This is a genomic window from Burkholderia sp. KCJ3K979 (genome assembly GCF_016759955.1).
Lineage (GTDB): Bacteria > Pseudomonadota > Gammaproteobacteria > Burkholderiales > Burkholderiaceae > Burkholderia > Burkholderia orbicola.
This window is the reverse complement of record NZ_JACFYV010000294.1, coordinates 1-6,838: the sequence shown is the minus strand read 5'-3', so window position 1 is coordinate 6,838 and position 6,838 is coordinate 1. Positions and strand designations below refer to the sequence as shown.

At 66.0% G+C, this 6,838-nt stretch carries 8 protein-coding genes; 5 read left to right on the top strand and 3 right to left on the bottom strand.

Annotated features, from left to right (window positions below):
* A partial coding sequence (locus H3O04_RS32855) for a DNA-3-methyladenine glycosylase I (protein ID WP_202589274.1) occupies nucleotides 1-411 on the bottom strand: 411 nt, incomplete at its 3' end.
* Nucleotides 412-553: 142 nt separating this feature from the next.
* Here H3O04_RS32855 and H3O04_RS32850 point away from each other — a divergent pair.
* Both H3O04_RS32850 and H3O04_RS32845 read left to right on the top strand, forming a co-directional pair.
* Entirely contained in the window at nucleotides 554-1,435 is an 882-nt protein-coding gene (locus H3O04_RS32850; RefSeq protein WP_202589273.1) for a BadF/BadG/BcrA/BcrD ATPase family protein, read from the top strand.
* 144 nt (nucleotides 1,436-1,579) lie between these two features.
* Nucleotides 1,580-2,404 (top strand): Cof-type HAD-IIB family hydrolase, encoded by an 825-nt coding sequence (locus H3O04_RS32845; protein WP_027810613.1) that lies wholly within the window; start codon nucleotides 1,580-1,582, stop codon nucleotides 2,402-2,404.
* Between the two features lie 131 nt (nucleotides 2,405-2,535).
* Here the strand turns inward: H3O04_RS32845 and aqpZ are convergent, their stop codons facing one another.
* A complete protein-coding gene (gene aqpZ, locus H3O04_RS32840) occupies nucleotides 2,536-3,279 on the bottom strand; it encodes an aquaporin Z (protein WP_006477345.1) in 744 nt (247 codons plus the stop codon).
* Between the two features lie 299 nt (nucleotides 3,280-3,578).
* On the opposite strand from aqpZ, the gene H3O04_RS32835 reads away from it, so the two are divergent.
* Nucleotides 3,579-3,875, top strand: coding sequence for an H-NS histone family protein (locus H3O04_RS32835; RefSeq protein WP_006489320.1), 297 nt, complete (start codon nucleotides 3,579-3,581; stop codon nucleotides 3,873-3,875).
* A gap of 111 nt (nucleotides 3,876-3,986) precedes the next feature.
* Here the strand turns inward: H3O04_RS32835 and H3O04_RS32830 are convergent, their stop codons facing one another.
* Complete coding sequence (locus tag H3O04_RS32830) at nucleotides 3,987-5,051, bottom strand: glycosyltransferase family 4 protein (RefSeq protein WP_027806075.1); 1,065 nt, start codon at nucleotides 5,049-5,051, stop codon at nucleotides 3,987-3,989.
* Nucleotides 5,052-5,710: 659 nt separating this feature from the next.
* Between H3O04_RS32830 and flhD the strand changes: the two genes are divergently transcribed.
* Complete coding sequence (flhD, locus tag H3O04_RS32825) at nucleotides 5,711-6,031, top strand: flagellar transcriptional regulator FlhD (protein ID WP_011350590.1); 321 nt, start codon at nucleotides 5,711-5,713, stop codon at nucleotides 6,029-6,031.
* Nucleotides 6,032-6,123: 92 nt separating this feature from the next.
* Nucleotides 6,124-6,678, top strand: a complete 555-nt coding sequence (flhC, locus tag H3O04_RS32820; RefSeq protein WP_006477349.1) for a flagellar transcriptional regulator FlhC — start codon at nucleotides 6,124-6,126, stop codon at nucleotides 6,676-6,678.
* Nucleotides 6,679-6,838 lie beyond the last annotated feature (160 nt).

The following is a 6,838-nucleotide window of genomic DNA, read 5'->3' as shown; positions in this document are numbered from 1 at the left end:
CGCGGGCGCGTCGCGGTATGACTGCCACGCATTCTGGACCGGCGTATCGCCGACGAACGACCACAGGAACGCGGCGAGCGACCCATGCTCCTCCCGGATGCGCTGCACCGCGCGCGCGTTGGTGACCGCCGATTCGACCTTCGCGCGATTGCGCACGATGCCCGGGTTCTCCAGCAATTTCTCGATGCGCTTGGGCGTGAAGCGCGCGACGGCATCGACGTCGAAATCGGCGAACGCTTCGCGATAGCCCGCGCGCTTGTTCAGGATCGTCGACCACGACAGCCCGGCCTGCGCGCCTTCCAGGATCAGCATTTCGAACAGGTGGCGATCGTCGTGCGACGGCACGCCCCACTCGGTATCGTGATAGTGAGCGTCCGCTTCCGTCTTCACCCAGTTGCACCGCTGCGACATCGTCTGCCTCGTTTTCAGTGTCGATTCGATCGCGCCAGCATAGCGGAAGCCCTTTTGGCGGGATAGCCGGCCGAACGGCAGATGGGCGCGCGGCGCCGATCCGGTTAAGCTTGGCGCCTGTTCGAATCAGCGGGATGAAGGCATGGCGGCATTACTTTTTGCGATCGGCATCGACGGCGGCGGCACGGGCACGCGCGCGGTACTGGCTGACCGGCATGGGCGCGAGCTGGCGCAGGGGCGCGGCGGCCCGTCGGGGCTCGGTCTCGGCATCGAGCGGGCATGGGCATCGATCGGCGCGGCGTGCGCGGACGCATTCACGCAGGCCGGTCTCGCATTCGACTGGTCACAGTGCGCGCTCGGCTGCGGGCTGGCCGGCGTCAACAACGCGGCGTGGCTCGCCGCATTCCGCGCGCAGGCGCCGCTCGGCGCGCTCGCGATCGAGAGCGACGCGTATACGACCGTCGTCGGCGCGCATGGCGGCGCGCCGGGGCTCATCGTCGCGCTCGGCACCGGCAGCATCGCGGCGGCGCTCGACGCGGCCGGCGCGTGCCGAATCGCGGGCGGCTTCGGCTTTCCGTCCGGCGACGAGGCGAGCGGCGCGTGGCTCGGCGTGCGCGCGCTCGCCTACGCGCAACAGGCGCTCGACGGCCGCGTGCCGCGCGATGCGTTCGCCACGGCCCTGCTCGCGGAAACGGGCACGCGGGATCGCGATGCGCTCGTCCAGTGGTCGTGCGACGCGAACCAGACGATCTATGCGCGTCTCGCGCCGATCGTGTTCGCGCACCGCACCCATCCGGTCGCGCGCGCGCTGATCGCGCAGGCCGGCGACGAGATCGGCAAGATGATCGACGCGCTCGATCCGCAGCAGGCGTTGCCGGTCGCGCTGTGCGGCGGGCTGGCGGACGCGCTCGCGCCGGCCGTGCCGGCACGGCATGCCGCGCGGCTGCGCGCGCCGCTCGACGATTCGGCGCGTGGTGCGCTGCGGCTCGCGCTCCAGGCGTTGCGGGCGGCGGAGGCGAGCTAAGCCAAGCCGAGTGGGGTGCCTACGGTGAATGCCGCGTCGCAGCAGCGTCGCGCGCGGCGCCTGGCCGGCAACCGCCCGGCGCGCTACCGGGCACGACGTTAAAATGACGCTTCCTCCGTGCCCCGAGCGCCACTCTCCCGCCCCATGTACAAAGTCATCGCCACCGATCTCGACGGTACGCTGCTGAACAGCGACCACCAGCTCGACCCGTACACGATCGACACCGTTCGCCGGCTCGACCGCGACGGCGTGCAGTTCGTGATCGCCACGGGGCGCCACTATGCGGACGTCGCCGGCATTCGTGACGTGCTCGGCATCCGGCCGTACCTGATCACGTCGAACGGCGCGCGCGTGCATGCGCCGGACGACACGAAGATTCACGCGCAGGACATCGACGCAGCGATCGTGCGCAGCCTCGTGCAGCCGGCAGTCGTCGGCGCGCACGGCCGCGTGATCGTCAACCTGTTCACCAACGACGGCTGGCTGATCGACCGCGACGCGCCGCACCTGCTCGAATTCCATCAGGATTCGGGCTTCCGGTACAACGTGATCGACATGGCCGCGCACGACGGCGCGGATATCGCGAAGGTGCTGTATATCGGCGAACCGGCCGACCTGGCGGTCGTCGCCGAGCAGATGCGCGTGCAGTTCGGCGACGCGCTGTACGTCACGTACTCGCTGCCCGACTGCCTCGAAGTGATGACCGCGAACGTGTCGAAGGGGCGCGCGCTGCGCGCGGTGCTCGCGCGGCTCGGCGTCGATGCCGGCCACTGCATCGCATTCGGCGACAACATGAACGACATCGATCTGCTCGAAACCGCCGGTCATGCGTTCATGATGAACAACGCGAACCCCGACCTGATCGCGCGGCTGCCGCACGTCCCGCGGATCGGCAACAACTTCGACGCGGGCGTCGCCCGCCATCTGCGCACGCTGTTCTCGCTGGAAGACGACGTCGTCGCGTCCTGAGCGTCCGCCCCGGGCGCGTGTCCCGCGCGGAAATGAAAAACGGGCGCCAGGGGCGCCCGTCGAAATTACCTGCCTCGATGTTCTTCGACAGCGTGAGGCTCGCTGCTCTGCTCGCTTGACCCCGTAGTGTTTTATTCGCTTGTGCGAGCGGATGCCGGCAGCAGGTCGACGGCGTCGTCACGCCCGGCGACCAGTGGGTAGATGATCCCCGCGAGTACCGCGCCGATCAGCGGCGCGACCCAGAACAGCCACAGCTGGCCGATCGCGTCGCCGCCCACGAACAGCGCGGGGCCGGTCGAGCGCGCCGGGTTCACCGACGTGTTGGTGACCGGAATCGAGATCAGGTGAATCAGCGTCAGGCACAGCCCGATCGCGATCGGCGCGAAGCCGGCCGGCACCCCGCGCTTGTCGGTCGCGCCGAGGATCACGAACAGGAAGAAGCCCGTCATCACGACTTCGCAGATGAACGACGCGGTGAGCGAGTAGTGGCCGGGCGAGCGATCGCCGAAGCCGTTCGTCGCAAAGCCGCTGCCGACGACGTCGAAACCCGGCTTGCCGGTTGCGATCAGGTACAGCACGAAGGCGCCGAGCGTGGCGCCGACGACCTGCGCGACGATGTACGGCGCGAGATCGCGTGCCGGGAAGCGGCCGGCGACCGTCAGGCCGACGCTCACCGCCGGATTCAGGTGGCAACCCGAGATGTGGCCGATTGCGAATGCCATCGTCAGCACGGTCAGGCCGAAGGCGAGTGCGACGCCGGCAAAGCCGATGCCGAGGCCCGGAAAGGCGGCGGCCAGCACGGCGCTTCCGCACCCGCCGAGCACCAGCCAGAACGTGCCGAATACCTCTGCAGCGAGACGCTGAGAAAGATTCATGTAAGGACCTCGTCCAAGTGGGTTGAAGACCCCGGCCGACGCAACGGATTTATTTCGTCGTCCGGAATTGGTCTGGATTATAGGAAATGAATCGGGTTCGGGAGGGTAAACGATTGTTAAATTTGAATGGCTGACGAATGCCTTTTATTAGAATAAGTCCGCATTCTCGATATAGACGATTCGGTTAAAGATGGCAGCATTAATTTCGAAGGGCAGGGCGGCAGTGCGGATGACGTAACGGACGTTGGTGTCCCGGCCGGATTCGCCGGGGCCGCATCATCGAAAAGGGGAGTCGAAAAATGTCTCAATACGCGAAACTCAAGGCGCAGATCGCCGATCTGCAGGCCCAGGCGGACGACGTCCGCCGCCAGGAAGTGGCAGCGGTGATCGCCGATGTCCAGCGAATGATTGCCGAATATGGCTTGACGGCCCAGGACCTGGGCTTCGCGGAACGGGCGCGGCGCGGGCGTCCGCCGAAGAAGGCGCCGTTGCCGCCGAAATACCGCGATCCGAAGTCGGGTGCAACCTGGAGTGGGCGCGGCAAGCCGCCGAATTGGATCGTCGGCAAAAACCGCGATCGTTTCCTGATCGAGTGACCGAAGGCCAAATGGAAAGAGCCGCATCGACGATGCGGCTCTTTTGCTTTGCGGGTTTTGCGCGCCGATTTCGGCGCGGATTTACGGCCTATTTCCGCGCGGATTTTCGCGTCAGGCGCCCGCGACCCGGCGCAATGCCGGTTGCTTGGTTGCCGCGCACAGCGATTCGTAAGTCTCGACGTAACGCTGCGCCATTGCCTTCGCGCTGAAACGCGTGTCGAAACGCTCGCGGATCGCGGTGCGCGACAGGCTGTCGATCCGGTGCAGCGCGCCGACCGCGCCCTGCACGTCCTCGACGATGAAGCCGGTCACGCCGTCCTCGATCACTTCCGGCACGGAGCCGCGGTTGAACGCGACGACCGGCGTGCCGCAGGCCATCGCCTCGATCATCACCAGGCCGAACGGCTCCGGCCAGTCGATCGGGAACAGCAGCGCCTTCGCGCCGGACAGGAACGCCGGCTTTTGCGCTTCGTTGATCTCGCCGATGAATTCGACGTGCGCCTGGCCGAGCAGCGGCTCGATCACTTCCTTGAAGTAGTCGGCGTCGGCCTTGTCGACCTTCGCGGCGATCTTCAGCGGCAGCCCGCTTTGCGCGGCGATGCGGATCGCGGTGTCGACACGCTTTTCGGGACAGATCCGGCCGAGGAACGCGAGGTATTCGGGCTTCACGTCCGGCTGCGGCGTGAGCAGCGTGTCGGGCAGCCCGTGGTACACGGTGCCGGCCCACGCGGCTTGCGGCAGCGGCTTGCGCTGGTTGTTCGAGATCGACACGACCGGCGAATCCGGGAACGCATCGAACACCGGCTGCAACTCCGGCAGGTCGAGGCGGCCGTGCAGCGTCGTCACGTACGGCGTGTCGAGGCGCGACATCAGCGGGAACGGCAGGTAGTCGAGGTGGAAGTGCAGCACGTCGAATTCGTGCGCGACCCGGGCGACCTGCTCGAGGAGCCGCATATGGGGCGCCATCGAATCGCGGACCGACGGGTCGAGCCGCAGCGCGCGCGGCCACGCCGCCTCGAGACGGGCCGACGTGACGGAGTCGCCGCTGGCGAACAGCGTCACGTCATGGCCGAGTTCGACGAGCGCCTCGGTGAGGTAGGACACGACACGCTCGGTGCCGCCGTAGAGTTTCGGCGGGACGGCTTCGTACAGCGGCGCGATCTGGGCAATTCGCATGGATGTTCTCCTGTGTCGATCCGGGGCGCGATGACGCCGAGGCGGATCCCATACAAGGTTGCGGAACTTGCCGACGCACGCGGTTGGCGGTACGTGGCCGGGCTCTGGGCGGTGCGCGGAGCGCCGGACGGCAAGCTGCGGGGCGGGCCGGCACGGCTCGCGCCGCCGCCCATTGGAGTCCATTATCGATATCGCCCTGAGGGGTTCGAGTGTTTTTTCAAACACTTAAGGCTTGTTACACGATGAAATACGCGAAAACCCCGAGAAAAAGGGCGCGGAATCATGAATCGCGACAGCCATAACTATTGTTGCGCTATCGTGAAAAAGCACTATAATTTTTACCGATCCGATTGTCGGCAGCCTTGCCGGCAAGCCTTCCACCTCTGGCGTGGCGGCCATCGGGGCCCTTCGCAACCGAATTCGCGTTGCAACCCGTTTTTCCGATTCCTTTCAATTCGCCTTGTCGGAAAAATTCCTACACGGTTTACAGACAAATCCTGCACGGCATACGCCACTTCGCTGATACCGACATAAATCCCGTTTGGCCAAAATTCGCCCTGTAAGACTATAAACGAGCCGACTGAGCGCCCGGTGCGCGCTGATCGAGCAAACGTTTTCATAACATGAATGGCCAAAGCAAAGCTTTTTACGGGGGAATCATGAGCGCTACCAGCGAAATGCTCAGTGAGATCAAAGAGGTCAACCTGTCGTACCTCCTCCTCGCGCAGCGACTGCTGCGGGAAGACAAGGCGATGGGCATGTTCCGCATGGGCATTTCCCAGGAACTCGCCGACGTGCTCGCCAACCTCACGCTCGCGCAGACCGTGAAGCTGGCCGCGTCGAACCAGATGCTGTGCCGCTTCCGCTTCGATGATCACGCGCTGCTGTCGTCGCTCGCCGACAAGGGCCGCAGCGATGTCGTCGCGCACGCCCACTCGGCCATCCTGATGGCCGGGCAGCAGGTCGAAGGCGTCCGCTGATCCATCCCGCCTTGCGTTTGTCCCGGCGCGCCGCGCCGGCCGGCAGCGTGTTGGCCATTCATTCGAATAACGTCAAGCGGACGGTTATCACCATGGCAAGCAAAAGCGTCGTGATCGAGGTGAAGGAAATCACCCTCGCCATCGAACTGATCGAACTGGGCGCCCGGCTGCAACTGCTGGAGGCGGAGACGAGCCTGTCGCGGGACCGTCTGATCAAGCTGTACAAGGAACTGAAGGGCGTATCGCCGCCGAAGGGGATGCTGCCGTTCTCGACCGACTGGTTCATGACGTGGCAGCCGAACATCCACTCGTCGCTGTTCTACAACATCTACCGGTTCATGCAGGACCACGGCCGCTGCGACACGATCCAGTCGATCGTGAAGGCGTACCGGCTCTATCTGGAGCACGTGAACCTGTCCGGCGACGAGGCCGCGCTGAGCCTCACGCGGGCGTGGACGCTGGTGCGCTTCTTCGATTCGGGGATGCTGCAGATGACCCCGTGCACGCGCTGCGGCGGCCACTTCGTCGCGCATGCGCATGATCCGCATCAAGGTTTCGTGTGTGGCCTGTGCCAGCCGCCGTCGCGCGCAGGCAAGACCCGCAAGGCCGCCGCGGCGCGCGCCGAACTGGCCGCCGCCGTGGCCTGAACGCCGGGCCGGGCAAGGCCGGACGGGGCGCAAGCGGGGCCCGAGTGGCGCCCCGCGGGCCGCGCGAATCGTCCGCGCATTGCTGGTAAACACCGTCGGGCCGCCGCCGGGCGGCCGCGAAAGTTTTCCTGCCGACTGCCGTAAACCTGTTTAACGGCGG

Coding starts and splice junctions, on each gene's coding strand:
- H3O04_RS32845 (WP_027810613.1), top strand. CDS start 1,580: ATGTACAAAGTCATCGCCACCGATCTCGACGGTACGCTGCTGAACAGC.
- flhD (WP_011350590.1), top strand. CDS start 5,711: ATGAGCGCTACCAGCGAAATGCTCAGTGAGATCAAAGAGGTCAACCTG.
- H3O04_RS32835 (WP_006489320.1), top strand. CDS start 3,579: ATGTCTCAATACGCGAAACTCAAGGCGCAGATCGCCGATCTGCAGGCC.
- H3O04_RS32850 (WP_202589273.1), top strand. CDS start 554: ATGGCGGCATTACTTTTTGCGATCGGCATCGACGGCGGCGGCACGGGC.
- aqpZ (WP_006477345.1), bottom strand. CDS start 3,279: ATGAATCTTTCTCAGCGTCTCGCTGCAGAGGTATTCGGCACGTTCTGG.
- H3O04_RS32830 (WP_027806075.1), bottom strand. CDS start 5,051: ATGCGAATTGCCCAGATCGCGCCGCTGTACGAAGCCGTCCCGCCGAAA.
- flhC (WP_006477349.1), top strand. CDS start 6,124: ATGGCAAGCAAAAGCGTCGTGATCGAGGTGAAGGAAATCACCCTCGCC.